A 24,926-nucleotide genomic window follows, 5' to 3' on the forward strand; every position below is an offset into this window, starting at 1 on the left:
CCGCCCCCGGGCCAGCGGGAATCGCCGCGCTTGTGGCCTCCCGCCGCGACGGGTATGATTTCCGGCTTGTTTCAGGCGGTTATCTCTGCGGAGAGATGTCCGAGCGGTTGAAGGAGCACGCCTGGAAAGTGTGTATACGGCTAAACCCCGTATCGAGGGTTCGAATCCCTCTCTCTCCGCCACTCTTCAAACGGCGCGCCCCGGCGCGCCGTTCGCTTCAATGGTGGCCCCGTCGGCCCCCCGCGACGCTAGTCCGAAAACTCCGCCAGGGCCGGAAGGCAGCAACGGTATTGGATGATGCGGGCGCCGGGGTAAGTCGGCGGGGACACCGCCCCACGGGCGCAGCCCGAGGGGCGGCCCACGGTTCAAGAAAAAGGGGTCAGAGTAAATTTGCGTTTGAAACGCAAATTTACTCTGACCCCTTTTTCTTGAACCGCGGGTCCCGGTCCGCGCTTCCGATCCCCTGCGCCTGTCGGCGCGCCCCCCTTACCAAGGGGGGCTTCGCACGCCGTCGCTTCTCGCGAGAGGCCGCGTGCTGGACCCAGCCCACCCCAAGCCTTTGCACTATCCGTGTTTATCCGGCTTTTTCTGTGTTTATCCGTGTACAGCCTCTAAAACCATCACGTACCCGGATGGAGCCAGTCGGCATCGCCCGTCAGGTAGCGTTCGCGTTTCCAGATGGGAACGCGGGATTTGACCTCGTCGATGATCCAGCGGCAGGCGTCGAAGGCAGGGCCGCGGTGGCCGGCGCTGACGCCGACCCAGACGGCCAGGTCGCCGATCGCCAGCTCGCCGGTGCGGTGCACGCAGGCGGCGTTGGTGATGGCGAAGCGCTGCATCGCTTCCGCGAGGATGCGCTCGCCCTCGGACTCGGCCAGGGCGCGGTAGGACTCGTAGAACAGGCCCTGCACGGCGCGGCCGTCGTTGTGGTCGCGGACCCAGCCCTCGAAGCTGGCGTAGGCGCCGGCCGCGTCGGCCAGCAGGCGCGCGCGCAGGGGCGCGATGTCGAACGGCTCGGCGGCGATGGCGAAGCGCTTCATCCGCCCGACACCGGCGGGATGAAGGCGATCTCGGCGCCGTCGGCAATCGGCGAATCCCAGGCCGCGAAGGCACCGTCCACCGCCACCCGCAGCTTCTCGGCCGGCAGCGCGAAGCCGTGGCGGGCGCGCAGCTCGGCGTAAAGCGCCGGCAGCGACACCGGCGCGGGCAGCGTCTCGCTGTCGCGGCCGGCGGCGTCGCGCAGGCTGGCGAAATACAGCACGGTCACGCTCATGCGTGCGCCCCGCCGGCAAACCGCACCGGCGCGATCATGCCCGCGCCCCGCCGAAGTCGCGCTTGCCGCCGCGCTTGGCCAGCACCTTGGCCGGCCCGAGCACGATCGCGTGCGACAGCGCCTTGCACATGTCGTAGACCACCAGCGCGGCGACGGTGGCGCCCGTCAGCGCCTCCATCTCGACGCCGGTGCGGTGCGTGGTGCGCACGCCGCATTCGATGCGCAGCACCGACTCACCGGCCCAGGCCACGTCGAAGCGGCAGCCCTCGATCGGCAGCGGATGGCAGAACGGCACCAGCTCGTGGGTGCGCTTGACCGCCATCGTGCCGGCGATGATCGCGGTGTCCACCACCGCGCCTTTGGCCGTGGCCATGCCGGCCTTGCGCAGCGCCGCCGCTACCGCCGCCGGGAAGCGCAAGCGGCACTCGGCCACCGCTTCGCGCGCCGTCACCGCCTTGGCGGAGATGTCCACCATCGCCGGTCGGCCGGCCTTGTCCACGTGGGTCAGTTTCCGGGTCGCCATATCAGCCGCCTATGAAGAACATCTCGATTTTCTTGCGATCGGGCGCCGAGGCGCGCAGCTCGCTGTAGCGATCGCCGCGTTCGCGCCAGAGCCCGGCCAGGTGCGCCGCCAGCGCGTCCTCGCCGCGCGCGATGTGCGCGCGCAGCGGCTGCCCGCGGGTCGCAAACAGGCAGGTGAACAGCTGGCCGTCGGCCGACAGCCGCGCCCGGTGGCAGTCGCCGCAGAACGGTTCGCTGACCGAGCTGACGAAGCCCACCTCGCCCTGCCCGTCCACGTAGCGGTAGCGGGTCGCGACCTCGCCGCGGTAAGTGGCGTCCACCGGCAGCAGCGGCCAGCGCGCCGAGATCATGTCGCGCAGCTCGGCCGAAGGCAGCACGCCTTCGCGCTTCCAGCCGTTGCAGTTGCCGACGTCCATGTACTCGATGAAGCGCAGCACGTGCGGCGTGCCGCGGAAATGCCCGGCCAGCGCCAGCGCCTGGCCGTCGTTGACGCCGCGCTGCAGCACGCAGTTGATCTTGAGCCGCGGGAAGCCGGCGGCCTCGGCGGCGGCGATGCCCGCCAGCACGTCCGCGAGCTTGCCGCGGCCGCCCGACAGCGCGTTGAACTGCGCCGGGTCCAGCGAATCCAGGCTCACCGTCAGCCGGTGCAGGCCCGCGTCGCGCAGCGCCCGCGCCTGGCCCGCGAGCAGCGAGCCGTTGGTCGTCAGCGCCAGGTCCTCGACGCCGGGGATGGCCGCCAGCCGCGCGACCAGGTCCGGCAGGCCCTTGCGCAGCAGCGGCTCGCCGCCGGTCAGGCGCAGCTTGCTGACGCCCAGCCGGACGAAAGCGCGCACCGCGGTTTCGATTTCGTCGAAATCAAGCCGGCGGGCGCGGTCGAGCGCGGTCTCCTCGGGCGTCAGGCCCTCGGGCATGCAGTAGGGGCAACGGTAGTTGCAGGTCTCGATCACCGACACGCGCAGGTCGTGCAGGGGCCGGCCCAGGCGGTCGCGCGGCAGCAGGTCGGTGGGTGCGTTCACGCGGACGGATCGGCCAGGGCGAGCACGTCACCGGCGCGGGCGACACGGTGGCCGCGCGCGCGCAGGGCCTCGCCGTCGGCCTCGGAGGCGTAGTGGTAGAGCACGCAGCGCGCCAGCAGCGCCGGCGGGTATTCGCGCTCGAGGTCGTCGATGCCGCTGTGCGACGGATTGCCCCGCAGCGCGCAGTCGTGCGCGACCCACTCGCCGGCATCGGCGAACTTCGCCAGCATCTCGGGGATCGGGCGGGTGTCGCCAGTCCAGACCACGCTGCCCGGCAGCCGCAGGCCGAACGCGGTGTCCGGCAGGTGGTGGCGCACCGGGAACACGTCGTACCACTGGCCGGCATGCCAGAACCCGCGCGTCACCGGCACCAGCTGGAAGGCGTCCCACCAGTTGGCGTCGCCCTCGGCGATGACGCCCGGGTAGTCGGCCAGTCGCGACTGCAGGTGCGGCAGCACGCCCACCGGCACGTACAGGCGGACCTTGCCGCGCCGCGCCGGGTCGAAATAGGTGGCGAAGAACAGCCGCTCCAGCCCCGCCACGTGGTCCATGTGCACATGGGTGATGAACAGCGCCTCCGGCATCGCGCCGTAGGCCTCCTGGTAGGCGGTCAGCGCCTCCTGCCCGCAATCGACCATCAGCACCGGCGCCCCGTCGCGCCGCAGCACCGCCGAGGCCGAGCCCAGGCGCACCGCGGCCTGCGAATTGCCGACGCCGAGGAACTGCAGCGACCAGCTCATGCGCGCGCCCCGGCGTACGCCGCCTGCAGGCGCGCGAAGCCACCCCGCCAGCGCGCGTCGCCGCCGGAGATTTTTTCCAGCGAGCGTGCGAGCCGGCGCAGGTTGGCCTGGCGCCAGGCGCCGGGACTGCGGCGGCGGCCGCGGTCGAAGTCGATCAGCCAGGGCGTGCCCGCGGCATCGACCAGGATGTTGTGGGCGTTGAGGTCGGCGTGGTGGATGCCCGCGGCGTGGAAGCGCGCCAGCATCGCGCCGATCGCCTCCCAGGGCGCGGCGTCGGCCGCCTCGCCGCGCCACTCGGCCAGGGCCCGCACCGAGGGAATACGCTGCACCAGCAGCGCCGCCCGATAGCCCAGGCCGCGACGCCAGCAGGCCGCGGCCAGCGGCGCCGGCACCGGCAGGCCTTCGGCGTGCATCGCGGCCAGAAGCCGGAACTCGGCGAAGCTGCGCACCGCGTTCTCGCCGCGCCACAGGTAGGTGTCCCGGCTCAGCCGCGCGACCAGGCCGCCGCGCCGGTAGTGGCGCAGCACCGCCTCGCCGAAACCGCCCGCCACGAACCACGCGGCCCCGCGGCCGCCCGCCTGCACCGGCCGCGCCTGCGCGCCGTACGCCGCCGGCTCGAACAGCGCCGGCGTGGCTTGCTGCACCCGCGCCGGGTCGAACACAATCGTGCCCTGCCCGCGCGCGTCGCGGAAAGGCTGCTGGCGCTCGAGGGCGGCGACGGTCACTTCCATTCGAGGCCAGTTTAACCAATGCCCGTGAACCGCGCGCCGCGTTCGATCTGCCTGCTCCGCCTCTCGGCCCTGGGCGACGCCACCCACGCCCTCGCCCTCGTGCGCCAGCTCCAGCGGGCGTGGCCCGAGGCCGCCATCACCTGGGTCATCGGCAAGGGCGAAGCGAAGCTGATGGAAGGGCTCGAGGGCGTCGAACTGGTCGTGTTCGACAAGCAGGCCGGCCTGGCCGGCTACCGCGCGCTGCGCGCGAGGCTGTCCGGCCGCCGCTTCGACGTGCTGCTGAACCTGCAGCTGGCCCTGCGCGCCGGCCTGGCCTCGACCGCGGTGAAGGCCGACCGGCGCATCGGCTTCGACCGCGGGCGCAGCAAGGAGGGCCACTCGCTGTTCATCAGCGAACGCATCCCGCCCGGCGGCCACCACGTACTCGATGCTTTCCTGCAGTTCCTGCAGCCGCTCGGTCTGGCGCGCGGCCCGGTGGAATGGCGGATGCCGGTGCCCGAGGCCGCCCACGCCTGGGCCCGCGAACAGCTGCCGGGCGACCAGCCCACCCTGCTGGTCTCGCCCTGCTCCAGCCACGTGCTGCGCAACTGGCGCCCGGAGCGCTACGCCGCCGTCGCCGACCACGCCGCCGCGCGCGGGTGGCGCGTGGTGCTGTGCGGCGGCCGCAGCGCGCTCGAGCGCGAGACCACCGACGCCATCCTCGCGGCGATGACCGCGCCGGCGCTCGACCTGGTGGGCAAGGACACCTTCAAGCAGCTGCTGGCGCTGCTGGCGCGCGCCACCCTGGTGATGTCGCCGGACTCCGGCCCGGCGCACATGGCCAACGCCATGGGCACCGCCGTGCTGGGCCTGCACGCGTGCACCGACGCCGAGCGCTCCGGCCCCTACTCGGACCGCCGCTGGACGGTGAACCGCTTTGCCGAAGCGGCAGAAAAGTTCATGGGCAAGCCCGCCAGCCGGCTGGCCTGGGGCCGGCGGATCGAATTCCCGGGCGTGATGGACCTGGTCACGGTGGACGAGGTCCTGGCCCGTTTCGACGCCTTCCGCGCCGAGCGCGGCGCCTGACTCAAGGCGTGCTGCCGGCCCGGTAGTCCTGGTAGGACTTCTCTTCTACGTACGCCGAGCCCAGCGCCAGGTTGATATCCCTCTTGATGCGCGCGCGCTCGTCGTTCTCGAAATAGACCGCGCGCGCCAGCCGCACGAACTCGGCGTCGAAAGCCTGCGCCTTTTCCTTGATCCGGATGTCGTCCTCGATCACCCACAGCAGCTCGTTCACCGCCTTGAGCTTGGCGCGCAGCGCGGAGATGTCGGTCGCGGCGGCAGGGTGCGAAGCCCAGGTGGCGTCCAGCGCCGCCAGCTCCTTGCGCACGTTGGCCAGCTTGGCCGGGTCGGACATGCGCTCGGACTTGATCTGCAGGATGGCGATCTTGTCGAGCAGCTCGCCGAAGGACACGGGGACGAGGATTTCGGACATAGCAGGGATTCCGTGGGGCAGGCGGACATCTTAACTCCCTGGAAGAGGGTCATCAGGCCCGGAGCTTTTCGGCTGAAAGCTTCGGACCTGGAGGACCTACTTCAAGGGGCGGAAACGACAAGGCCCCGGAATCCGGGGCCTTGTCTGGGTATGGCGGAGAGGGTGGGATTCGAACCCACGGTAGGCTCACACCTACGCCTGATTTCGAGTCAGGTACATTCGACCACTCTGCCACCTCTCCGGACCCCGGCGTAGCGGTCGTACCGCCGGGCCCCAAATTATAGGGTGACCCGGGCCAATGCGCCAGCCTCAGGGACCGGACCGGCTCCCGGCCCCCTTGGGCAGGAAGAAGAACTCGCCGCTTTCGTGGCCGGCGAAGCGGATCGGGGAGTACTGCGGCACCTGCGGCACCGGGGCATCGATGGCGCCCAGCGCCAGCGCCGTCGAGACCTCCCGGAACAGCCGCTGGCCTTCAAGCAGGCGGTTGTTGTCCTGCAGGACGTTGAGGAAGGCGCGCGCGAAATAGCTGTGGCGGCCCGAGCCGGTGTCGGGCACCGGCTGCACGCCGCCCGAGGTCAGCGCGGTGCGCGAGCGACCGTCGGCCATGGCCTTGACCCAGCCATCCCACTGCCCGGGCGCCATCGACCCCGCGTCGAAGGTGGGCACCGATGCCCGGGTCATCGTGCCCGAGTAGCAGGAGTCGGCCACCACCAGCACGTGCCGCGCCGGGATGGTGTTGAGGATGTCGCTGATCGCCGCGTTCGAGATCCAGGTCTTGTCGGCGTTGGCGGCGCCGTCGCTGGGTACCCAGTAGCCCTGCCCGCGCGCGTCGATCTCGCCGTGGCCGGCGTAGTAGACCAGCAGGTTGTCCTCGGGCTTGAGCTTCTCGCGCATCTCGTTGAGCGCGGTCAGGATCTCGAGGCGGCTGCCGTTGAGCACGAGGCTGGCGTCGTAGCCGTAGCGCTCGCGCAGCAGGGCGGCCACCGCGTTGGCATCGTTGGCGGCGCTGGTGAGCGTGGGATAGGCCGGGTCGCGGTAGCTGTTGTTGCCGATCACCACCGCGTAGAAGCGGCCCAGGCTGACGCCGCGCGGTAGCTTGCCGTCGCCCGCCGGGCTCGCACCGGCGCCCGGCGACGCCGCCGCCTGCGGCAGCAGGGTGAACGCCAGCTCCGCGCGTGCGCCCGCCTTGTCGGTGGCGGCCACCTGCACCTGGGTGCCGCCCGCGGGCACGTCGATCTCGGCGCTGAAGCCGCCGCTGGCGTTGAGCGGTGCCGGCTGGCCGTTGACCGTGATCGCGCCGACGCGCTCGGGCGCGGTCACCCGGCCCACGACCTGGCGCTTGCCGGGGCCGCCGCGGTACACGGCGGTGTTGCGGCCGCGCGTGGCGACGAATACCGGATCGAGGATCTCCAACATCGGCGCCGCCGCGTAGGCCCCGCCCGCCGACGCGCCCGCGCGCTGCTCGAGCGAAGCGAGCTGGGTGCGCTGGCTGTTGATCTGTTCTTCCTGCGCGAGCAGCTGGTTCTCGAGCAGCCGCGTCAGGTCGTCGTCCTGCTGCTGGCGCGCCTGCGCCAGCTTCGCCTGCGTGTCGGACAGCTGGCGCTGGGCCGCGGCGAGCGCGCTGCGGCGCTGCGCCAGCTCCTGCTGCAGCCGGCGCACCTGCTCGCGCAGCGCGGCCGACTCGGCCTCGCCCGCCTGCACCTGCTGCTCCAGGCCGGTGATCTTTTCGTCGCGCGCCTTGATTTCCACCTGCGCCACCGAGGCATACATCAGCTCGTCCTCGATGCCAGACGCCTCGCGGTAGAGGTTCAAGGCCGCGGCCTGGTCGCGCTCGACCCCGAGCCCCTGCTCGTACAGATAGCCGAGGTTGATCTTGGCGCGGCCGTAGCCCTGGTCGGCGGCCTTCTTGAACCACTGGAAGGCCATGCCGTAGTCGGGCGCGGTGCCGAGCCCCTTGGAATAGATCTCGCCGACGTTGTTCTGCGCCTCGGCATCGCCGGACATCGCGCCTTCGAGCCAGACCTTGAGCGCGGTCTGGTAGTTGGCGCGGTCGTAGGAAACATATTCGCCGCCGCGGATCTCGCAGTCGGCCTGCGTGGTGCGCACCGGGCGGCGCGCGCTGAGGAAGGTGGCCTGGCGGCCGAGGCGACGGATCTGCCCGGGCAGCAGGCAGTCGACGATCAGCAGGTCCTCGGCGTTGCGGACCGCGGCCTGCGCCGGCGCCGCGGGCCAGCCGGCGACGATCGCCAGCACGAATCCCGACGCTAGAACGGACACGCGGGGAAGAAGCGGACAAGCGTCGTGCAGGTTCATAAGCATGGCTCCGGATGGAAGCAATGCGACCCGCGCCGAGGCCCTTGCAGCGGCGCGCCAGCCGCTATACTCGAGGCGAAGTTATAGCCGCATTCCAGGGGAAAAGCGATGGACGTCCGAAGCACCGCGTGCGCTGCCCGACGAACGGTTTCCCGCGGCCTGCAGGCCGTCGCCTGCCTGCTGCTGGCGATCGCCGCGATGGCCTGGAGCAACCTCGCGCAGGCACAGAGCTGCGACTTCGTCGCGGTCGGATCCACTTCGGCGATCTCGCCCGCCGGCACCTCGGTGACGTTCACCCTGCGCGCCGAAACCGCGTGCCCGAATCCGACCGCCATCGTGCTGTCGATCACCTCCGACACCACGGGCGGCGCCACCATCGTGCCGCCGCTCAACCCGAACGTGCCGCTGAACACCGACTACGTGGTCACGGTCAACCTGGGCCCGACGCCGGGCGGCAGCGGCACGCTGCAGGCCACCTGCGTGCCGACCTCCTGCATCCCGGGTTCGCTGGTCTTCAACTTCGCCACCAACAACCAGTTCACCTACGTCGCGCAGACACCGCCGCCGGTGGTGGCCAACCAGATCACGCCCTTCACCGTCGCCACCAACCTGCAGTTCAACGGCGCGCCCGGTGGCTTGAACATCAGTTTCACCAACCTCACCAACAGCGCCAATTACGGTATTTCCGCACCGGACGCCGCCGGCACCGCCAGCACCACGCAAAGCATTCCCGGCGCAGGCAGTTACGTCGTCCGCGGCAGCCTGCAGTGCCCGGTTGCCTTCGTGCTCGAAGGCTGCGGGTCGGTGCCGCCGGTGGACATCCCGGTCACGATCGAACCGGTGTCCGTGCAGCCGGTTGGCTCCGGCACGCCGACCGTGCCCGCCGGCACGCCGCTGCCGCTGTCGGTGAGTTTCGGCAGCGCGTCCATCCCGGCCGCCGACGGCACCAGCATCACCTGGTCGGTCACCGGCCAGCCGGCGGGCGGCGATGGCGCGGTCACCGGCAATGCCGTGCTCGGCGGCACCAGCAACGCCAGCTTCAGCGCGACCGTGCCCGGCGTTTACCAGGTCACCGCGAACAGCGGCTGCACCTTCTGCCTGCCCGGGCTCTACACCTTCAACGTCACCGTCACCGCCCTGCCGGTGGTGATGACCGCGGTGACGCCCAACCCGGCCAGCGGCGTGGCCGGCGCACCGGTCACGTTCACCGTGCAGCTCGACCAGGGCGGTTCGCCGCTGGCGGCGGCCAACGTGCAGTGGACCGCCAGCGCGCCGTTCGCGCCGGCCAACGGCGCGAGCGCCACCAACGCCGCCGGCCAGGCCAGCTTCGTCGCCACGCCCGCCACCTTCGGCAACTTCACCAACGTGGTGGTGGCCAGCGTCGATCCCGACGGCCTGCCGGCCAGCGGCGACGAGGCCAGCCTCGCCTTCGATGCGAACATCAGCTTCGTCGCGGGGCTCGCACCCACCGGCGGCGGCGGCCAGTCCGCGCTGGTCAACACGGCCTTCGCGGCGCCGCTGCAGGTCAACGCCACCAATAGCGGCGTGCCGGCGCCCGGCGTCACCATCAACTGGACGGTGACGGCCGGCACGGCGGTGCTGTCGGCGCCAACCAGCGTCACCAGCGCCACCGGCGATGCCGCGATCAGCGTGACCGCGGGTGCCACGCCCGGCCCCGTCACGATCGTGGCGGCGCGCCAGGACGATCCGGCGGCGACGGCGACCTTCAACCTCACCGTCGACGGCCTCGGCACGCTGGTGGTGGTGTCCGGCGATGGCCAGACGCTTCCGGCGGGCAGCACTTCCGATCCGCTCGAGGTGGAGCTGCGCGATGCCGCGGGCCTGCCCGTCGCCGGCGCGACGATCACGTGGACCGCCAGTGCCGGCACGCTGGCGAGCGCCACCTCGGTCACCGACGCCAGCGGCGTCGCCGGCAACACGCTTACCGTCGCCACCGCGGGCGCAGTGGACGTCAGCGCCAGCTCGCCGCTCGCCGGTGCGCCGGCGGTGTTCCAGCTCAACGGCGCACTCGCCAACCTGACGACGCTGACGCCGACCCAGCGCGCGGTCGCCGAAGCCATCGACCAGCTCTGCCCGGCCCTGGCCAACGTGGCCACGCCTACGCCGGAACAGGCCGACTTGCTGGCGCGATGCCGCGAACTCGGCGAAGCCGTGGTGCTGGACCCCGCCGCCACCGTCGACGCGCTCGACCAGCTCAGCTCCGACGTTGCCCTGGCCCAGGCCAATGCCGCGATGAGCGCGGCGCAATCGCAGTTCCAGAACCTCAAGACCCGCATCGCCGCACTGCGCAGCGGCACCGGCGGCACCAGCTTCGGCGGCCTGGCCCTGAACACGCCGGCCGGTCCGATCTCGCTGGGCACGCTGTCGAGCGCGTTCGGGGCGGACGAAACGGGCACCGAAGTCGGCACCGACTTCAGCCGCTGGGGCTTCTTCGCCGCGGGCACCGTGGGCCGCGGCGAGTCCGAGGCCGGCGTGGTCGACCCGGCTTACGACTACGACATCGAAGGCCTGACCGCCGGCCTCGACTACCGCCAGAGCGACCGCTGGATCATCGGCGGCTCGCTCGGCTTCACCCGCCAGGACACCGACCTGCCGGGCGAACGCGGCGGGCTGGAGACCACGGGCTGGAGCGTTTCCGCGTACACCACCTACTACCAGGCCGACAGCTGGTACCTGGACAGCGTGGTCACCTGGGGCCGCAACGACTACGAGATGCTGCGCCGGATCCAGTACACCCTGCCCCTGGCCGGCGGCGGCACCACCGCCATCGACCAGACCGCGGTGGCGGATGCCTCGGGTGACCTGCTGGCGACGGCGTTCACCTTCGGCCGCGACTTCAACCGCGGCGCCTTCGGCATCGGGCCTTACGGCCGCCTGATGTACACGCACCTGGGCTTCGACGCGATCCGCGAGCAAACCCTCGCGGGCGAGCCCGGCAGCGGCCTCGGCCTGCACATCGCCAGCCGCGACCTGGTGTCGCTGGCCAGCGTGCTGGGCACCAAGTTCACCTGGACCTACAGCACGAACTGGGGCGTGTTGATGCCGCACCTGCAGCTGGAGTGGGAGCACGAGTTCCGCGACGACCCCCAGGCGATGGAGGCGCGCTTCCTCAACGACCCCACCGGCACCGCGATGCTGGTGACCGGCGACCCGCTGGACACCAACTATTTCCGCCTCGGCCTGGGCCTTTCCATGGTGCTCACCGGCGGGCGCTCGGGTTTCTTCTACTATGAGCACCTGGCCGGGCGCGACGGTGAGTCGCAGTGGAACCTGGCCCTGGGCCTGCGGATGGAGTTCTGAGCATGATCGAGTTCGGCCACCTCAGCCACGTCGGCCTGCGCCGCGAGCTGAACGAAGACACCTATTTCGGGGACTCCGAGCTCGGGCTGTGGCTGGTGGCCGACGGCATGGGCGGCCATGAGTTCGGCGAGGTGGCCAGCGCCCTCGCCCGCGACACCGTGGTGCGCGAGGTGCGCGCCGGCCGGCCGCTGGCCGACGCCATCCGCCGCGCCGACGAGGACATCATCCGCCACAGCAAGCAGCGCGCCGAAAGCTTGCCGATGGGCACCACCATGGTGGCGCTGCGCATCGTCGACCACCGCTTCGAGCTGGCCTGGGTCGGCGATAGCCGCGCCTACCTCTGGAACGGCCAGCTGCGCCAGCTCTCGTCCGACCACAGCTACGTGCAGGAACTGATCGACCAGGGCGCGATCACCGCCGAGCAGGCGCGTGCGCATCCGCACCGCAACGTGGTGACGCAGGCGCTGGGCGTCACCGACCCGCAGAGCCTGAAGGTGGAAACCCTGTCGGGCGAGCTCCGCCCGGGCCAGCAGCTGCTGCTGTGCAGCGACGGCCTGACCGAGGAAGTCGACGACGCCGGCATCGCCCACCTGCTGGGCCAGGCCGAACTCTCGGCGCAGGAATGCGTGGACCACCTGGTGTCGGCCGCGCTCGATGGCGGCGGTTCCGACAACGTCACCGTCATCCTGCTTCGGCGCCGCTGAGCGGCCTCAGCCGGCGGGCGGCGCCGGCGGCAGCGTGGGCTCTTCGCCGGCTTCGGCGCCAGCCACCGCATCCTGCAGTTGCAGCAAATAAGCATCGGCGGGATCCACCGCCAGCCCCGCGCGCACGATCACCCCGCACTGCGCCCAGCGACCGGCGGCGCAGGCCTTGTGGCCGAAGCTGCGGTAGAAGGCAACGATGCCGGCGATGCCGGCCCTGGCGCGCGCGTTCTCCGGGTCGAGTCGCAGCGCCTGCCGGTAGTAGCCGAGTGCGCTGTCGTCATCGGGCAGGGTCAGCTTGCGGCCCGGCTCGGTTTGGGTGCCGTACTCGAACAGCTGGTCGGCGGCGTTGAGCAGGCGCGAGACCTCGGCGGCATCGCCGGCGTCCACGGGCCGCGGCATCTGGAAATCGGCGGGCAGCTCGGTGCCGCCCGGCGTTTCGGCAGGCGGCCTGGCGGTGGATTCGCCTGCGACCTCCGTTCCCGGTCCGGCAGGATCCGGCGCCGACGGCGACAGCAGCCACCACGCCAGCACGGCCACTGCGAACAGGCCGGCCAGCCCCGCCACCGGCAGCACCCACGCCGGCCGCTCCCCCGCACGCGCGACGCTGACGCGCGTGCGCTGCTGGGTGGCGGCGCCCGTCGCGATGCGCTGCCCGGCGCCCGGCTTGCGCGCGCGGGTTTCCTGGATCGCCGCCGCTTCGGGGGCATTCGCCACCACGCGGTGCAGGGCTTCGATGAAGGCCGCGCCGGTGTTGAATCGCTGGCCCGCCTCCTTCGCCATCAGGCCGTCGACCAGCGGTTGCAGCCATTCGTGCGGCGGCGGCAGCGTCGGCACCGGGTGCGTGACGTGCATCAACGCGACGGTGAAGGGATCAGCGGCCTGGTAGGGCGGCGCGCCGACCAGCATTTCGTACAGCACGGTGCCCAGGCTGTAGAGGTCGGAGCGACCGTCCACCGGCTCGCCGCGCGCCTGCTCCGGGCTCATGTAGTCGGGCGTGCCGATCGAGGCGCCGGCGACGGTGGAGCTGTTGCTGCCGTCCATCGCCTTGGCGATGCCGAAGTCGGCAAGGACCACGCGGCCGTCCTTGCGGAACAGCACGTTGCCGGGCTTGACGTCGCGGTGCACGAAGCCCTTCTCGTGCGCGAAATCCAGCCCCAGCGCGATGTCGGTGGCGATGTCGAGCACGTGCGCGACGCTGAGGTCGCCTTCGGCGATGCGCTCCTTCAGCGTGCCGCCCGGGATGTACTCGGCGGCCAGGTAGTAGACGCCGTTGTGGCTGCCGATGTCGTACACCGTCACCAGGTTCGGGTGCTGCAGCTTGGCGGTGATCTTGCCCTCGACCACGAAGCGGCCGGCGAACTCGGCGTTCGCGGCCAGCACCGGCGACATCACCTTCAGCGCGACCTCGCGCTCGAGCGATTCCTGCAGCGCAAGGAACACCGAGGCCATGCCGCCCTCGCCGATCGGCCGCAGGATGCGGTAGCCGGGGATGTTGATGTCGACCGAGGTGAGCAGGACGGTGGCGTTCAAGGCAACCCCAGGGCCGGTGGTTCCGGCCGATTATCCACCAAACGCGTCAGGCCGCCGGCCCGGGCCACAGGCATTTGCCGGCCTTGGCCGAGATCTTCTGCAGGCGGGCCTCGTGCGCCGCCACCTCGGCATCGCTGGCGCGCAGCACGCGGCGCGGCGCGGACGGGATGGCCACGGCGCCGGGCAGGCGCGCCGCGGTGTCCGGCTCGCCCAGCGGCGCCAGGCCCAGGTCGCCCTGGCCCGCGGTCAGGCCCAGGTACACCTCGGCCAGCAGTTCGGCGTCGAGCAGCGCGCCGTGCAGCTTGCGGTGGCCGTTGTCGACGCCGAGGCGCTTGCACAGCGCGTCGAGCGAATTGCGCTGGCCCGGGTAGCGTTCGCGCGCCATCGCCAGGGTGTCGAGCACGCTGGCGTGGTCCTCGAGGCGGCCGTAGTGCGCGCCGGCCAGCGACAGCTCGTAGTTGAGGAAGCCGACGTCGAAGCTGGCGTTGTGGATGATGAGCTCGGCGCCCGCGATGAACTCCAGCAGCTCGTCCAGCACGGTCTCGAAGCGCGGCTTGTCGCGCAGGAAGTCGAGGCTCAGGCCGGTCACTTCCTGCGCGCCCGGCTCCATCTCGCGGCCAGGGTTGAAGTAGCGCTGGAACTGGCGGCCGGTCGGACGGCGCTCGATGAGTTCGATGCAGCCGACCTCGACGATGCGGTTGCCCTTCTCCCAGGACAGGCCGGTGGTTTCGGTATCGAGCACGATCTGGCGCATGGCGGGCCTCAGCGGAATTTTTCGGCGGCGGCGCGGGCGAGCTGGTCCACGCGCTCGTTCTCGACGTGGCCGGCGTGGCCCTTGACCCACTTCCACTGGACCTTGTGCGGCTTGGCGGCGGCCTGCAGCCGCTCCCACAGGTCCTTGTTCTTGACCGGCTCGCCGCCCGCGGTCTTCCAGCCGCGGCGGATCCAGTTCGGCAGCCATTCGCCGATGCCCTTCTGCACGTACTGCGAGTCGGTCGAGAGCACGACCTCGCAGGGCGACTTCAGCGCTTCCAGCGCCATGATCGCGGCCAGCAGCTCCATGCGGTTGTTGGTGGTGTTGGCTTCGCCGCCGGCGAGCTCGCGCTCGGTGTCGCCGTGGCGGAGCAGCGCGCCCCAGCCACCGGGGCCGGGATTGCCGAGGCAGGCGCCGTCGGTGTGGATTTCTACGGATTTCATTCGGGCTTCCATGCGTTGGAACGTGTCAGCCGGCACTCATGCCGGGGCGGAACTTCAGGGCGGGCGAGCCGAGGCGAAGCGGGGTCAGCCCCGGATCCCGGCGCCGCGCCACCAGCAGGCTGGCCATGCGCAGGCCCGACCAGGGATGATCGCGGCCCCGCGCCGCCAGGTCTACTGCCGCCGGGCCGGACCAGACCGGGCCGATGCAGCGTCGCCGCTGCACCTCCAGGCCGGCCGCCTGCACGTCGGCGGCGACGGCGGCCGGGTCGCGCGCGGCCAGGCCGCGCAGCCCCCAGCGCAGCCGGACCGGGCTCCAGGGGTTGAGGGTGAGCAGGATGGCGACGCCCTCGGGCTTGAGCACCCGCGCCACCTCGTCCAGCAGGGCGGCCGGCGCCGCCGAGGTCTCGAGCACGAACAGGCCGTAGACCAGCGACACGCAGCCGCTGCCGATCGGCAACTGCTCGTCCCGGCAGGCCAGGTCGCCGTCGAAGCCATCGCCGCGGCGGTGCAGGCTCACGACGTTGGCCAGCATGTTGCCCGACAGCACCGGGGCCAGGGCCGCCGTGGGCCGCAGGTAGAGCCCGGTGTGGCCGAAGACGCGGGTCAGCTCCGGGATGGCCTGGCGCTGGACCTCGTGAAGCATGCGCAGGGTGGCCTCGCGCCCGAACCAGGCCGCGGCGGGCGTGTCGGGTTGACGAGGGACGGGAGCCGGGGGCATGGTCGCGATTCTGCGTCATCAGCGCGCCCCAGGTCACCCCGTTTGCTGCGTGCGATCGCCCTGCCCGCCTTCCAGGACAACTACATCTGGCTCCTGGGCGGGCCGGACGGTGCGGTCGTGGTCGTGGACCCGGGCGACGAGGCCCCGGTGCAAGCCGCAATGGCCCGCGGCCTGCGCCCCGTGGCCCTGCTGCTGACCCACCACCACGCCGACCACGTCGGCGGCGCCGCGCGGCTGCAGGCGGCGCTGGGCATTCCCGCCTACGGCCCGGACGACGCCCGCATCCCCGGCGAGATCACCCGGGTCGGCGACGGCGACCGGGTGGAACTCCCCGAACTGGGCCTGGGCTTCGACGTGCTGGCGGTTCCCGGCCACACGCGCAGCCACGTCGCCTTCCACGGCGCCGGCCACCTGTTCTGCGGCGATACCTTGTTCAGCCTCGGCTGCGGCCGGATGTTCGAGGGCGAGCCGGCGCAGTTCCTCGCCTCGCTGGAGCGCCTGGCCGCCCTGCCCGCCGACACCGCGGTCTGCTGCGGGCACGAGTACACCGAGGCCAACGGTCGCTTCGCCCGGGTGGTGGAGCCCGACAACCCCGCCCGCGAGGCCTGGCTGGCGCGGGTCGCGGCGCTGCGCCGCGCCGGGCAGCCCAGCCTGCCGAGCACCCTGGCGATCGAGCGCGCGGGGAACCCGTTCCTGCGCATCGACCAGCCGGCGCTGCGGGCGCGCCTGGCCACCCACCTGGGCCGGCCGCCCGCGGACCGCAGCGAGGCCTTCGCCGCGCTGCGCCAATGGAAGGATGGATTCACCGGATGAAAACCGATCGCATCGCGCTTGCCCTCGCCCTGCTCCTGCTGGCGGCCTGCCAGCCGACCGTCAGGCCCGATCCGCTCGAACCCGAGGAACCCGCCACCCCGGTGCGGGTGACGCCCGACGCAGCGACCCCGCGGACGCCGCCGCCCCCGCCGCCCGAAGAGGTCGTGCCAGATCCGATCGATACCGGCGCCGAGGTCTTCGACCGCATGCGCGCGCGCTTCTCCGCGCCGATTTGCGTCAAGGGCGAACACAACCGCGCCTGGCGCAAGCGCTACGCCGGGCATCCCGCCAGCTTCGCCCGCCACGTCGAGCAGATCCTGCCGCTGATGGGCTACGTGGTCGAGGAACTCGAGCGCCGCGACCTGCCGGGCGAATTCGCGCTGCTGCCGATCGTCGAGAGCTGGTACCGCCCGGCCGCGATCGGCCCGGGCGGACCGGCGGGCATGTGGCAGATGATCTCCAGCACCGCGCGCAACCACGGCATCCGCATCCAGCCCGGCTACGACGGGCGGCTGTCGCCGGTGGAGTCCACCGAGGCGGCGCTGGACTACCTGGAGACCCTCGACGGCCTCTTCGACGGCGAGTGGCGGGCGATGGCGATGGGCTACAACGCCGGCGAATACCGCATCCTGCGCGCCTTCCGCAACAGCGGCGACCAGCGCGTGTCGGGCGAGAGCCGGCTGCCGCGCGGGCTGTCGAACACCACCTACGACTACGTCGCCAAGCTGCATGCGCTGGCCTGCCTGTTCGACAAGCCCGAGCGGCACAACCTGGTGCTGCCGCGCGAGGCGCGGTTCACGCCGCTGGTGCGGGTGTCGCTGCCGGCCGGCGTGGCCAGCCTGGACCAGGCGGCGGTGCGCCTGGGGGTGGATGCGTCGGCGCTGCGCGCGCTCAACCCGGCCTATCGCCAGGGGCGCGTGGCGGCGGGCGTGCCGCGTGACGTGCTGGCGCCGGCGACCGCACTGGCGCGGATGGCGCAGGCGGGCACGGTGGACACCGGCGGCGGCACCGCTGCGTCGGCGAACGGCGCGGCCACCGGCGACGCGGGCCGCGTGCACGAAGTGCGGCGCGGCGACACGCTGTCGCGCATCGCCGTGCGCTACGGCGTGCCGCTGCGCGCGCTGTTCGAGCTCAACGGACTCACCGGCCGCTCGATCCTGCGGCCCGGCCAGGTGATCCGCATCGATCCCTGATCCGCGCGACCATGCTTGGCGGTATGGCCCGCGGCGGTTCAAACTACCGGCCACTCGCCGCCGGTAGGGCGGCCATCGGGAGGAAACCATGGGATTCTTGACCGGCAAGCGTGCCCTGATCGTGGGCATCGCCAGCCAACGCTCCATCGCCAGCGGCATCGCCGAGGCCATGCATCGTGAGGGCGCCGAACTGGCCTTCACCTACCAGAACGACAAGCTCAAGTCGCGCGTGGAAGCGGCCGCGGCCGACTGCGGCTCCGGCATCGTGCTGCCGCTGGACGTGGCCGAGGATGCGCAGATCGACGCCATGTTCGCCGAGCTCGGCAAGCATTGGGACGGCTTCGACATCCTGGTGCACTCGGTCGGCTTCGCGCCGCGCGAGGCGCTCGAGGGCGGGTTCCTCGACAACCTGACCCGCGAGAACTTCCGCGTCGCCCACGATATCTCCAGCTACTCGCTGGCGGCGCTGGCCAAGGCCGGCCGGCCGATGATGAAGGGCCGCGGCGGCAGCATCCTGACGCTGAGCTACCTCGGCGCCGAGCGCGCGCTGGCCAGCTACAACGTGATGGGCCTGGCCAAGGCCAGCCTCGAGGCGAACGTGCGCTACCTGGCCATGAACCTCGGCCCGGAAGGCACCCGCGTCAACGCGATCTCGGCCGGCCCGATCAAGACGCTGGCGGCCTCCGGCGTGGGCAACCTGCGCAAGATGCTCACCCACGTGGCGGAAACCGCGCCGCTGCGCCGCAACGTCACCATCGAGGACGTCGGCAACGTGGGCGCCTTCCTGTGCTCGGACCTGGCGGCCGGCGTCACCGGCGAAGTCACCTACGTCGACTGCGGCTACAACATCCTGGGCATGACCGGCATCACGATCGATTGATCGTGGCGCCATGCGGCAATGAAAAAGGCCCGGGATTCCCGGGCCTTTTTCTTGCGTCGCCGCGATGGGCTCAGAGCCGGTCTTCGGCGACCCGCACCGTGTATACCTTGCGCAGCGCCTTCGCGTACTCCTGGTATTCGACCAGGCCACGGGCCTGCGCGAACTGGCCCAGGATCACCGCGCGGGTGGCGTCGTCCAGCGTGGCCAGGTCGCCCGGGGTGACCGCGGTCACTTCGAACAGCACCTGGCGGTCCGCGCCGATCTTGGCGATGCCGAACGAGGGCTTGCCCTCCTCCGGCGCGGCCACGCGGAAGGCCTCGGACAGCAGGGCCGGCGGCAGCGCGGCCTGGCGGGCGATGCCGTCGAGCTGCGCCACGGTGCGGCCGACTTCGGTGGCCAGCGCATCGAGCGTCTCGCCCGCGCGCGCACGCTCCAGCAGCGCCTCGGCCTGGGCCTGCGCCGCCTTGGCCAGGCGGTCGGCGTTGAAATCGGAGAGCACGCGGTCCTTGACCTCGGCGAACGGGATCGCGGCCTCGGGCACGTGCTCGACGACATGGATGACCACGATGTGGTTGGGTCCGATCTCGATCGCGTCGCTGACCTGGCGCTCGGTCTTCTGCGCGTCGCTGAACGCCGCGGCACGGACCGCCTCGATCGCCGACAAGCCCTGGTCCAGGCCGCCGCGACCAAACAGCGCAGTGCGCTGCACGGGCAGGCCCAGCGCCTCGGCGGACGGCGCCAGCGCGGTCGGATCCTTGTAAGTGCGCTCGATCAGGCGGCCGCTGAGGTCGCTGAACAGGCGCTCGGCCTCGTTCTCGAAATACTCGGCCTCGAGTTCGGCGCGCACTTCCTCGAACGGACGTTCGGTGCCCGGGGTGAGTTCGCGCAGCTGGATGACGTGCCAGCCATCCGGCGTGCGCACCGGGTCGGTGACCTGTCCGGCTTCTTCCAGCGCAAACAGCGCCTGCTCGAAGGCGGCATCGAACAGCCCGGCCTCGACCACGCCCAGGTCGCCGCCCTCGGCCTTGGAGCCCAGGTCGTCGGAATTCTCGCGCGCCAGCGCCGCGAAGTCGGCGCCCGGCGCCCGCGCCTGCGCGGCGAGGGCAGCGGCACGCTCGCGCGCGGCGTCGTTGGTGGCCGGGTCGGCATCCACCGGCGCCGCCACCAGGATGTGCGAAGCAACACGCTGCGGCTCGGTCACGTAGCGGGAGCGAAGCTCCTGGTAGCGCGCGCGCAGGGTGTCCTCGTCGACCGTGGTGGGGACATCGAGGCTGGCGCCGTCGATCTCCACGTAGTCCACCGCTACCTTTTCCTCGCTGCGGTACAGCGACGGGTTGGCGTCATACCAGGCCTGCAGCTCCGCCTCGGTCGGCGCCTCGGCCGGCAACGACGGGGTCGGCAGGTCGAGCAGGCGCAGCGTGCGGGTTTGCTGGCTGAGCTTCAGGAAAGACTCGAGCTCGGCCTTGCTGGCGATGGCGCTGTCGATGATCTGGTTGGGCAGCAGGCGGCTGGCCAGGTCGGCACGCACCGACGCCATGAACTGGGCGTGGGTCAGCCCCTGCCCTGCCAGCGTCAGCCGGTACTGGTCCGGGCTGTAGACGCCGTTGACCTGGAACTGCGGCAGCGCCTTGAGCTGGTCGGCCACTTCCAGGTCGGACACGGTCAGGCCCTCGCGCTCGGCGACCAGCGCCATCAGCGCGTTGTCCACCATGCCGTCGAGGATGTTGCGCTTGGATTCGATCGACTCGAACGCGGCGCTGTCGAAGGCCTCGCCCTGCTGCTGGCGCGCCTCCTGGCGGGCCTGCTCGAAGCGGCGGCGGAATTCCTCCTGGGAAATCTCGCGCTCCTGCTTGCCGAAGATCCAGAACTTGGCGGGACCCTCGACCTTGGCGGCGTAGGTCTCGATTTTCGGCGAGAAATACGCCTCGAGGCCGAAGAACGCCATCGTGATGATGACGGCGCCGAGGATGAGGTAAGCGATCCAACCCGAGGACTTGTCGCGAATGCGCTGCAGCATGTGGGCTTTGCCGTTCGAAGGTGGAGCCCGGTTTCCCGGGCCGGAAAAAACGAAGGCGCCCTTGTGGGGCGCCCTCGAGGATATGGCGGAGTGGACGGGACTCGAACCCGCGACCTCCGGCGTGACAGGCCAGCATTCTAACCGACTGAACTACCACTCCGCTGAATCACTTACTGGTGGGTGCTGAGGGTTTCGAACCCCCGACCCTCGCCTTGTAAGGGCGACGCTCTACCGCTGAGCTAAGCACCCTTACAAGACGCTCAGTTTACAGCATCCTTTAGGGCTTTGCCAGCCTTGAACGCAGGATTTTTCGAAGCCTTGATCTTGATGGTGTCGCCGGTCTGCGGATTGCGGCCCTGGCGGGCGGCGCGCTTGCGGACGGAGAAGGTGCCAAAGCCCACCAGAGTGATGGTTTCGCCCTTCTTGAGCGCCTTCTTGATCACTTCGATCATGGCGTCGACGGCACGGCCGGCGTCAGCCTTGGACAGCTCGGCGCCATCGGCGACGGCACTCGTAAATTCGGCTTTGTTCATTATTGACTCCCTGGGCGGGGGGTTACCCGCATTCTGAAAAATCGGGCCGGCCCGGCAATGGCCTGGGGCGCGGCTCCGATCCACCTGTGCCAGCGCGCCCGGAGGTTTCCGGTGCGAAGGTTGGATGATTTATACCAGCCGCATTTTGACCGCGCAATACGCGAAAGCCATATATTTCGCGGGTTTCAGGGGCTTGCGGTGCGTCGCGATCAGTGCGTCATCGCGGCGCCGCCGGCGTCCTTGCCGCCCGGTTCGCTGCTTGCTTCCGGGGCGGGCTCGGAGCCCGCGCCGGGCGACAGCGGCCGTACCAGGGCGACATCCAGAACCTCGTCGATCCACTTGACCGGAATGATCTCAAGGCCTTGGGTGACGTTCTTGGGGATGTCCGCAAGGTCCTTCTTGTTCTCGTCCGGGATCAGCACCGTACGGATGCCGCCGCGCAGGGCCGCGAGCAGCTTCTCCTTGAGGCCGCCGATCGGCAGCACGCGCCCGCGCAGGGTGATCTCGCCGGTCATGGCGACGTCGGCGCGGATCGGCACGCCCGAGAGCACCGAGACCAGGGCCGTCACCATCGCGATGCCGGCGCTGGGGCCGTCCTTCGGGGTGGCGCCCTCGGGCACGTGCACGTGGGTGTCGAACTTGCTGTGGAATTCGGTGTCCAGGCCCAGCCGCTCGCTGCGCGAACGCACCACGCTGTAGGCCGCCTTCACCGACTCCTGCATCACGTCGCCGAGCTGGCCGGTGAGGATCAGCTGGCCCTTGCCAGGCAGCAGCGTGGCTTCGATCTGCAGCAGGTCGCCGCCGACCTCGGTCCAGGCCAGGCCGGTGACCAGGCCCACTTCGCTCTCCTGCTCCGCACGGCCGAAATCGAAGCGCTGCACGCCCAGGTACTTGTCGAGGTTCTTGGGCGTGACGCTCATCGAAAGCGGCTTGCCGTTCTTGCGTGGGCCGGCCAGCGCGATCTCCTTGACCACCTTGCGGCAGATCTTGGACACCTCGCGCTCGAGGTTGCGCACGCCGGATTCGCGCGTGTAGTAGCGCACGATGTCGCGCACCGCCGCCTCGCTGACCTTGAGCTCGGCCGGCTTGAGGCCGTTGGCCTTGAGCTGCTTCGGGATCAGGTATTTCTCGGCGATGTGCAGCTTCTCGTCCTCGGTGTAGCCGGGGATGCGGATCACCTCCATGCGGTCGAGCAGCGGGCCGGGGATGTTGAGCGAGTTGGAGGTCGCCACGAACATCACTTCCGACAGATCCAGGTCGACCTCGAGGTAGTGGTCGTTGAACGAGTGGTTCTGCTCGGGGTCCAGCACCTCGAGCAGGGCCGAGGACGGGTCGCCGCGGAAGTCCATGCTCATCTTGTCGATTTCGTCGAGCATGAACAGCGGGTTCTTGCTGCCGACCTTGCTCAGGTTCTGGACGATGCGGCCGGGCATGGAGCCAATGTAGGTGCGGCGGTGGCCTCGGATTTCGGCCTCGTCGCGCACGCCGCCCAGCGACATGCGCACGAACTTGCGGTTCGTGGCCTTGGCGATGGACTGGCCGAGGGAGGTCTTGCCCACGCCGGGCGGGCCGACCAGGCACAGGATCGCGCCCTTCATGTTCTTCACCCGCGACTGCACCGCGAGGTACTCGAGGATGCGCTCCTTCACCTTCTCCAGGCCGTAGTGGTCGGCGTCGAGCACGTCGAGCGCGGCCTTGAGGTCCTTGCGGACCTTGCTGCGCTTCTTCCACGGCACGCCGACCAGCCAGTCGATGTAGTTGCGCACGACGGTGGCCTCGGCCGACATCGGCGACATCTGCTTGAGCTTGTTGAGCTCGGTGCGGGCCTTGGCCTCGACCGGCTTGGGCATGCCGGCGGCCGCGACCTTCTTGGCGAGCTCCTCCAGTTCGTTCGGCGCCTCGTCCAGCTCGCCGAGCTCCTTCTGGATCGCCTTCATCTGCTCGTTGAGGTAGTACTCGCGCTGGCTCTTCTCCATCTGCGACTTCACGCGGCCGCGGATGCGCTTCTCGATCTGCTGCACGTCGATCTCGCCGTCCACCAGGCCGATCAGCATCTCCATGCGCTGGCCGATGTCGAGCGTCTCGAGCAGCTGCTGCTTGTCCGAGAGGCGCGCGCCGAGGTGGGCCGAGATCGTGTCGGCCAGGCGGCTGGGCTCGTCGATGCCCGACAGCGTGGTGAGCAGCTCGGGCGGCAGCTTGCGGTTGGTCTTGACGTACTGCTCGAACAGGGTCATCAGCGAACGCTGGGTGACCTCGAGTTCGCGCGCATCGCGCTCGTGCAGGGAGTCCACCTCGACGCCGGTGGCGGTGAGCGCGCCCTCGCGGTCGCCGTAGCCGTCGATGGCCACGCGCGCGGAACCCTCGACCAGCACCTTGATGGTGCCGTCGGGCAGCTTGAGCAGCTGCAGCACCTGGGCCAGCGTGCCGACCGAGTACAGGTCGTCGGCGCCCGGGTCGTCGGTGTCCGGGCTCTTCTGCGCGATCAGGAGGATCTGCTTGTCGCCAGCCATCGCCAGGTCCAGCGCCTTGATCGAGCGGTCGCGGCCGACGAACAGCGGGATGACCATGTGCGGGTAGACCACCACGTCGCGCAGCGGCAGCACGGGCAGGTCGAGGCGGTTCGGGACGGGGGTCTTGTCTTCCATGGGATTGGCTCCGTCGGGGGCCGGGGGCCCCGCTATGGCTCAGGTTATGGGGGCCGCGGGCGCCGCTTGCAAGTTTTTCTTCCCGAAAAGAAACGGGCCGGAAAGACCGGCCCGGGATTCAAGCACTTGCAGCATCCGGCTCAGTCGCCGGAAGCCGCCTTGGGCGCCGCGGCGGGGGCCGGGCTGCTGGAGTAGATCAGGTAGGGCTCGGTGGCATGGCTGATCACCGACTCGTCCACGACGACCTTGCTGACGTTCTCCAGCGACGGAAGGTCGTACATGGTGTCGAGCAACACCGACTCCATGATGGTGCGCAGGCCGCGGGCGCCGGTCTTGCGCTTGAGCGCACGCTTGGCGATGGCCATCAGCGCGTCCGGACGCACCTCGAGCTCGACGCCCTCCATCTCGAACAGCTTCTTGAACTGCTTGGTGATGGCGTTCTTGGGCTCGGTGAGGATCTTGATCAGCGCGGTTTCGTCGAGCTCCTCGAGCGTGGCGACCACCGGCAGGCGGCCGACGAACTCGGGGATCAGGCCGAACTTGATCAGGTCCTCGGGCTCGACTTCGGCCAGCAGCTTGCCGACCTCGACCTTGCGCTCGGTGCTCTTGACCTTGGACGAGAAGCCGATGCCGCCGGCCTCGGTGCTGCGCGCCTGGATGATCTTGTCGAGGCCGGCGAAGGCGCCGCCGACGATGAACAGGATGTTCTTGGTGTCGACCTGCAGGAATTCCTGCTGCGGATGCTTGCGGCCACCTTGCGGCGGCACCGAGGCGACGGTGCCCTCGATCAGCTTGAGCAGCGCCTGCTGCACGCCCTCGCCCGACACGTCGCGGGTGATGGACGGGTTCTCGGACTTGCGCGAGATCTTGTCGATCTCGTCGATGTAGACGATGCCTTGCTGCGCCTTCTCGACGTCGTAGTCGCACTTCTGCAGTAGCTTCTGGATGATGTTCTCGACGTCCTCGCCCACATAGCCGGCCTCGGTGAGCGTCGTGGCATCGGCAATGGTGAACGGCACGTTGAGCAGGCGGGCCAGGGTCTCGGCCAGCAGGGTCTTGCCGGAACCGGTGGGGCCGATGAGCAGGATGTTGCTCTTGCCGAGTTCCACGTCGTCGCCACGCACGCCGGAACCGTGGTTCAGGCGCTTGTAGTGGTTGTAGACCGCGACGGACAGCGCGCGCTTGGCCGCTTCCTGGCCGATCACGTAGTTGTCGAGGTTGGCCTTGATCTCCGCCGGGGTCGGCAGGTCGCCGCGCGCCTCGCGCGTGTCCTCACCCGCGGGCAGTTCGTCGCGGATGATCTCGT

Annotated in this window: 22 protein-coding genes, 4 tRNA genes and 1 other RNA gene; 8 read left to right on the plus strand and 19 right to left on the minus strand. The window is 70.4% G+C overall.

Annotated elements, in window-relative coordinates:
- The first annotated feature begins 89 nt into the window (after positions 1 to 89).
- A tRNA-Ser gene (locus tag VFV21_RS06095) sits at positions 90 to 182 on the plus strand.
- Positions 183 to 229: 47 nt separating this feature from the next.
- Positions 230 to 326, plus strand: an RNA gene (ffs, locus tag VFV21_RS06100) — signal recognition particle sRNA small type.
- A 294-nt stretch (positions 327 to 620) separates the two neighbouring features.
- Here the strand turns inward: ffs and VFV21_RS06105 are convergent.
- From VFV21_RS06105 to VFV21_RS06130, 6 genes are read right to left on the minus strand one after another with little or no spacing between them, the layout of a single operon-like run.
- Positions 621 to 1,040 (minus strand): molybdenum cofactor biosynthesis protein MoaE, encoded by a 420-nt coding sequence (locus VFV21_RS06105; protein WP_329668582.1) that lies wholly within the window; start codon positions 1,038 to 1,040, stop codon positions 621 to 623.
- Complete coding sequence (locus tag VFV21_RS06110) at positions 1,037 to 1,273, minus strand: MoaD/ThiS family protein (RefSeq protein ID WP_329668583.1); 237 nt, start codon at positions 1,271 to 1,273, stop codon at positions 1,037 to 1,039. The genes VFV21_RS06105 and VFV21_RS06110 overlap by 4 nt, the downstream gene beginning before the upstream one ends.
- A gap of 34 nt (positions 1,274 to 1,307) precedes the next feature.
- A complete protein-coding gene (moaC, locus tag VFV21_RS06115) occupies positions 1,308 to 1,796 on the minus strand; it encodes a cyclic pyranopterin monophosphate synthase MoaC (RefSeq protein ID WP_329668584.1) in 489 nt (162 codons plus the stop codon).
- A 1-nt stretch (position 1,797) separates the two neighbouring features.
- Positions 1,798 to 2,811 (minus strand): GTP 3',8-cyclase MoaA, encoded by a 1,014-nt coding sequence (gene moaA, locus VFV21_RS06120; protein ID WP_329668585.1) that lies wholly within the window; start codon positions 2,809 to 2,811, stop codon positions 1,798 to 1,800.
- The gene (locus VFV21_RS06125) at positions 2,808 to 3,551 is read right to left on the minus strand and encodes an MBL fold metallo-hydrolase (RefSeq protein ID WP_329668586.1); all 744 of its coding nucleotides are present in this window, start codon (positions 3,549 to 3,551) and stop codon (positions 2,808 to 2,810) included. Before VFV21_RS06125 ends, moaA begins: the two co-directional genes overlap by 4 nt.
- Entirely contained in the window at positions 3,548 to 4,282 is a 735-nt protein-coding gene (locus VFV21_RS06130) for a 3-deoxy-D-manno-octulosonic acid kinase (protein WP_329668587.1), read from the minus strand. The genes VFV21_RS06125 and VFV21_RS06130 overlap by 4 nt, the downstream gene beginning before the upstream one ends.
- An 18-nt stretch (positions 4,283 to 4,300) precedes the next feature.
- Here VFV21_RS06130 and VFV21_RS06135 point away from each other — a divergent pair, with 18 nt between their 5' ends.
- On the plus strand, positions 4,301 to 5,347 hold the full coding sequence (locus VFV21_RS06135) for a glycosyltransferase family 9 protein (RefSeq protein WP_329668588.1): 1,047 nt from the start codon (positions 4,301 to 4,303) through the stop codon (positions 5,345 to 5,347).
- Position 5,348: 1 nt separating this feature from the next.
- Here VFV21_RS06135 and VFV21_RS06140 read toward each other — a convergent pair whose 3' ends face one another.
- From VFV21_RS06140 to VFV21_RS06150, 3 genes are all read right to left on the minus strand, one after another.
- A complete protein-coding gene (locus VFV21_RS06140) occupies positions 5,349 to 5,756 on the minus strand; it encodes a DUF6165 family protein (RefSeq protein ID WP_329668589.1) in 408 nt (135 codons plus the stop codon).
- A gap of 151 nt (positions 5,757 to 5,907) precedes the next feature.
- A tRNA-Ser gene (locus tag VFV21_RS06145) sits at positions 5,908 to 5,997 on the minus strand.
- A gap of 68 nt (positions 5,998 to 6,065) precedes the next feature.
- Entirely contained in the window at positions 6,066 to 8,033 is a 1,968-nt protein-coding gene (locus VFV21_RS06150; RefSeq protein WP_329668590.1) for a caspase family protein, read from the minus strand.
- 144 nt (positions 8,034 to 8,177) lie between these two features.
- Between VFV21_RS06150 and VFV21_RS06155 the strand changes: the two genes are divergently transcribed.
- Positions 8,178 to 11,390 (plus strand): autotransporter domain-containing protein, encoded by a 3,213-nt coding sequence (locus VFV21_RS06155; protein WP_329668591.1) that lies wholly within the window; start codon positions 8,178 to 8,180, stop codon positions 11,388 to 11,390.
- Between the two features lie 2 nt (positions 11,391 to 11,392).
- Complete coding sequence (locus VFV21_RS06160) at positions 11,393 to 12,094, plus strand: PP2C family serine/threonine-protein phosphatase (protein ID WP_329668592.1); 702 nt, start codon at positions 11,393 to 11,395, stop codon at positions 12,092 to 12,094.
- Between the two features lie 6 nt (positions 12,095 to 12,100).
- Here the strand turns inward: VFV21_RS06160 and VFV21_RS06165 are convergent, their stop codons facing one another.
- The 4 genes from VFV21_RS06165 to VFV21_RS06180 are packed head-to-tail and all read right to left on the minus strand — an operon-like array spanning position 12,101 to position 15,539.
- Positions 12,101 to 13,624 carry a serine/threonine-protein kinase gene (locus tag VFV21_RS06165; protein WP_329668593.1) on the minus strand — a complete coding sequence of 508 codons (1,524 nt, stop codon included), beginning with the start codon at positions 13,622 to 13,624 and terminating at the stop codon, positions 12,101 to 12,103.
- Between the two features lie 46 nt (positions 13,625 to 13,670).
- Complete coding sequence (dnaQ, locus tag VFV21_RS06170) at positions 13,671 to 14,378, minus strand: DNA polymerase III subunit epsilon (protein WP_329668594.1); 708 nt, start codon at positions 14,376 to 14,378, stop codon at positions 13,671 to 13,673.
- A gap of 8 nt (positions 14,379 to 14,386) precedes the next feature.
- The gene (gene rnhA, locus VFV21_RS06175; protein WP_034210483.1) at positions 14,387 to 14,821 is read right to left on the minus strand and encodes a ribonuclease HI; all 435 of its coding nucleotides are present in this window, start codon (positions 14,819 to 14,821) and stop codon (positions 14,387 to 14,389) included.
- Between the two features lie 25 nt (positions 14,822 to 14,846).
- Complete coding sequence (locus VFV21_RS06180; protein WP_329668595.1) at positions 14,847 to 15,539, minus strand: methyltransferase domain-containing protein; 693 nt, start codon at positions 15,537 to 15,539, stop codon at positions 14,847 to 14,849.
- 45 nt (positions 15,540 to 15,584) lie between these two features.
- Between VFV21_RS06180 and gloB the strand changes: the two genes are divergently transcribed.
- From gloB to VFV21_RS06195, 3 genes are all read left to right on the plus strand, one after another.
- The gene (gene gloB, locus VFV21_RS06185; protein ID WP_329668602.1) at positions 15,585 to 16,352 is read left to right on the plus strand and encodes a hydroxyacylglutathione hydrolase; all 768 of its coding nucleotides are present in this window, start codon (positions 15,585 to 15,587) and stop codon (positions 16,350 to 16,352) included.
- On the plus strand, positions 16,349 to 17,545 hold the full coding sequence (locus tag VFV21_RS06190) for a transglycosylase SLT domain-containing protein (protein ID WP_329668596.1): 1,197 nt from the start codon (positions 16,349 to 16,351) through the stop codon (positions 17,543 to 17,545). The genes gloB and VFV21_RS06190 overlap by 4 nt, the downstream gene beginning before the upstream one ends.
- Positions 17,546 to 17,633: 88 nt before the next feature.
- Entirely contained in the window at positions 17,634 to 18,425 is a 792-nt protein-coding gene (locus VFV21_RS06195) for an enoyl-ACP reductase (RefSeq protein ID WP_329668597.1), read from the plus strand.
- Positions 18,426 to 18,495: 70 nt separating this feature from the next.
- On the opposite strand, the gene VFV21_RS06200 is transcribed toward VFV21_RS06195, so the two are convergent.
- The 6 genes from VFV21_RS06200 to clpX all read right to left on the minus strand — a co-directional run.
- Positions 18,496 to 20,442 (minus strand): SurA N-terminal domain-containing protein, encoded by a 1,947-nt coding sequence (locus VFV21_RS06200; RefSeq protein WP_329668598.1) that lies wholly within the window; start codon positions 20,440 to 20,442, stop codon positions 18,496 to 18,498.
- An 83-nt stretch (positions 20,443 to 20,525) separates the two neighbouring features.
- A tRNA-Asp gene (locus VFV21_RS06205) sits at positions 20,526 to 20,602 on the minus strand.
- A gap of 14 nt (positions 20,603 to 20,616) precedes the next feature.
- Positions 20,617 to 20,691, minus strand: a tRNA-Val gene (locus tag VFV21_RS06210).
- Positions 20,692 to 20,702: 11 nt separating this feature from the next.
- Entirely contained in the window at positions 20,703 to 20,975 is a 273-nt protein-coding gene (locus VFV21_RS06215; protein WP_034215002.1) for an HU family DNA-binding protein, read from the minus strand.
- 209 nt (positions 20,976 to 21,184) lie between these two features.
- A complete protein-coding gene (gene lon, locus VFV21_RS06220) occupies positions 21,185 to 23,620 on the minus strand; it encodes an endopeptidase La (protein ID WP_329668599.1) in 2,436 nt (811 codons plus the stop codon).
- Between the two features lie 140 nt (positions 23,621 to 23,760).
- Positions 23,761 to 24,926, minus strand: a 1,166-nt coding sequence (gene clpX, locus VFV21_RS06225; RefSeq protein ID WP_329668600.1) for an ATP-dependent Clp protease ATP-binding subunit ClpX, incomplete at its 5' end; no start/stop codon positions are given.

It is taken from the genome of Arenimonas sp. (assembly GCF_036275555.1).
Lineage (GTDB): Bacteria > Pseudomonadota > Gammaproteobacteria > Xanthomonadales > Xanthomonadaceae > Arenimonas.

Coding starts and splice junctions, on each gene's coding strand:
- VFV21_RS06105 (WP_329668582.1), bottom strand. CDS start 1,040: ATGAAGCGCTTCGCCATCGCCGCCGAGCCGTTCGACATCGCGCCCCTG.
- VFV21_RS06110 (WP_329668583.1), bottom strand. CDS start 1,273: ATGAGCGTGACCGTGCTGTATTTCGCCAGCCTGCGCGACGCCGCCGGC.
- moaC (WP_329668584.1), bottom strand. CDS start 1,796: ATGGCGACCCGGAAACTGACCCACGTGGACAAGGCCGGCCGACCGGCG.
- VFV21_RS06125 (WP_329668586.1), bottom strand. CDS start 3,551: ATGAGCTGGTCGCTGCAGTTCCTCGGCGTCGGCAATTCGCAGGCCGCG.
- VFV21_RS06130 (WP_329668587.1), bottom strand. CDS start 4,282: ATGGAAGTGACCGTCGCCGCCCTCGAGCGCCAGCAGCCTTTCCGCGAC.
- VFV21_RS06135 (WP_329668588.1), top strand. CDS start 4,301: ATGCCCGTGAACCGCGCGCCGCGTTCGATCTGCCTGCTCCGCCTCTCG.
- VFV21_RS06140 (WP_329668589.1), bottom strand. CDS start 5,756: ATGTCCGAAATCCTCGTCCCCGTGTCCTTCGGCGAGCTGCTCGACAAG.
- VFV21_RS06155 (WP_329668591.1), top strand. CDS start 8,178: ATGGACGTCCGAAGCACCGCGTGCGCTGCCCGACGAACGGTTTCCCGC.
- VFV21_RS06160 (WP_329668592.1), top strand. CDS start 11,393: ATGATCGAGTTCGGCCACCTCAGCCACGTCGGCCTGCGCCGCGAGCTG.
- dnaQ (WP_329668594.1), bottom strand. CDS start 14,378: ATGCGCCAGATCGTGCTCGATACCGAAACCACCGGCCTGTCCTGGGAG.
- rnhA (WP_034210483.1), bottom strand. CDS start 14,821: ATGAAATCCGTAGAAATCCACACCGACGGCGCCTGCCTCGGCAATCCC.
- VFV21_RS06180 (WP_329668595.1), bottom strand. CDS start 15,539: ATGCCCCCGGCTCCCGTCCCTCGTCAACCCGACACGCCCGCCGCGGCC.
- VFV21_RS06190 (WP_329668596.1), top strand. CDS start 16,349: ATGAAAACCGATCGCATCGCGCTTGCCCTCGCCCTGCTCCTGCTGGCG.
- VFV21_RS06195 (WP_329668597.1), top strand. CDS start 17,634: ATGGGATTCTTGACCGGCAAGCGTGCCCTGATCGTGGGCATCGCCAGC.
- VFV21_RS06200 (WP_329668598.1), bottom strand. CDS start 20,442: ATGCTGCAGCGCATTCGCGACAAGTCCTCGGGTTGGATCGCTTACCTC.
- VFV21_RS06215 (WP_034215002.1), bottom strand. CDS start 20,975: ATGAACAAAGCCGAATTTACGAGTGCCGTCGCCGATGGCGCCGAGCTG.
- lon (WP_329668599.1), bottom strand. CDS start 23,620: ATGGAAGACAAGACCCCCGTCCCGAACCGCCTCGACCTGCCCGTGCTG.